The following is a 733-nucleotide window of genomic DNA, read 5'->3' as shown; positions in this document are numbered from 1 at the left end:
CGTGGGCACCGCTCATGCGGCGGCCGTCACCGTCACCAACGCCGTCCAGTTCACCGATTCGCAGGGTGATCCCGTCCACGCCCACGGTGGCGGGGTCGTGAAGGTCGGCACGTACTACTACTGGTTCGGTGAGAACCGCAATGCCGACAACAGCTTCAAGTACGTCTCCGCCTACCGCTCCACCGACCTGAAGACCTGGGAGTTCCGCAACCACGTCCTCACCGCGAGCAGTCACCCCGAGCTCGCGGGGGCGAACATCGAGCGGCCGAAGGTGATGTACAACGCCTCGACCGGCCGGTTCGTGATGTGGATGCACAAGGAGGGCAGTGCGACCGACTACTCCGAGGCCCGTGCCGCGGTCGCCGTCTCGGACACCGTCGACGGCGACTACTCCTGGCAGGGCAGCTTCCGGCCGCTCGGCCACATGTCCCGGGACATCACCACGTTCGTCGACACCGACGGCACCGGCTACATGATCTCCGCGGCCAACGAGAACGCCGACCTGCACGTCTACCGCCTGACCCCGGACTACACCGGCATCGACGCCCAGGTGAAGAAGCTGTGGCCCGGCCAGTGGCGCGAGGCCCCGGCGATGTTCAAGCGCAACGGCGTCTACTTCCTGCTCACCTCGGGCGCCACGGGCTGGGCCCCCAACCAGCAGAAGTACGCCACGGCGACCAGCGTCACCGGCACCTGGAGCGGCCTCAAGGACATCGGCAACTCGACCACCTAC

Annotated in this window: 1 protein-coding gene; it reads left to right on the top strand. The window is 67.0% G+C overall.

The features are described 5' to 3' along the window. Positions 1–733, top strand: a 733-nt coding sequence (locus OO47_RS32965; RefSeq protein WP_033211199.1) for a family 43 glycosylhydrolase, incomplete at both ends; no start/stop codon positions are given.

This window comes from Streptomyces bikiniensis (genome assembly GCF_000716625.1).
Lineage (GTDB): Bacteria > Actinomycetota > Actinomycetes > Streptomycetales > Streptomycetaceae > Streptomyces > Streptomyces bikiniensis.
The sequence above is the reverse complement of the archived record's forward strand: the minus strand, read 5'-3'. Positions and strand labels throughout refer to the sequence as shown.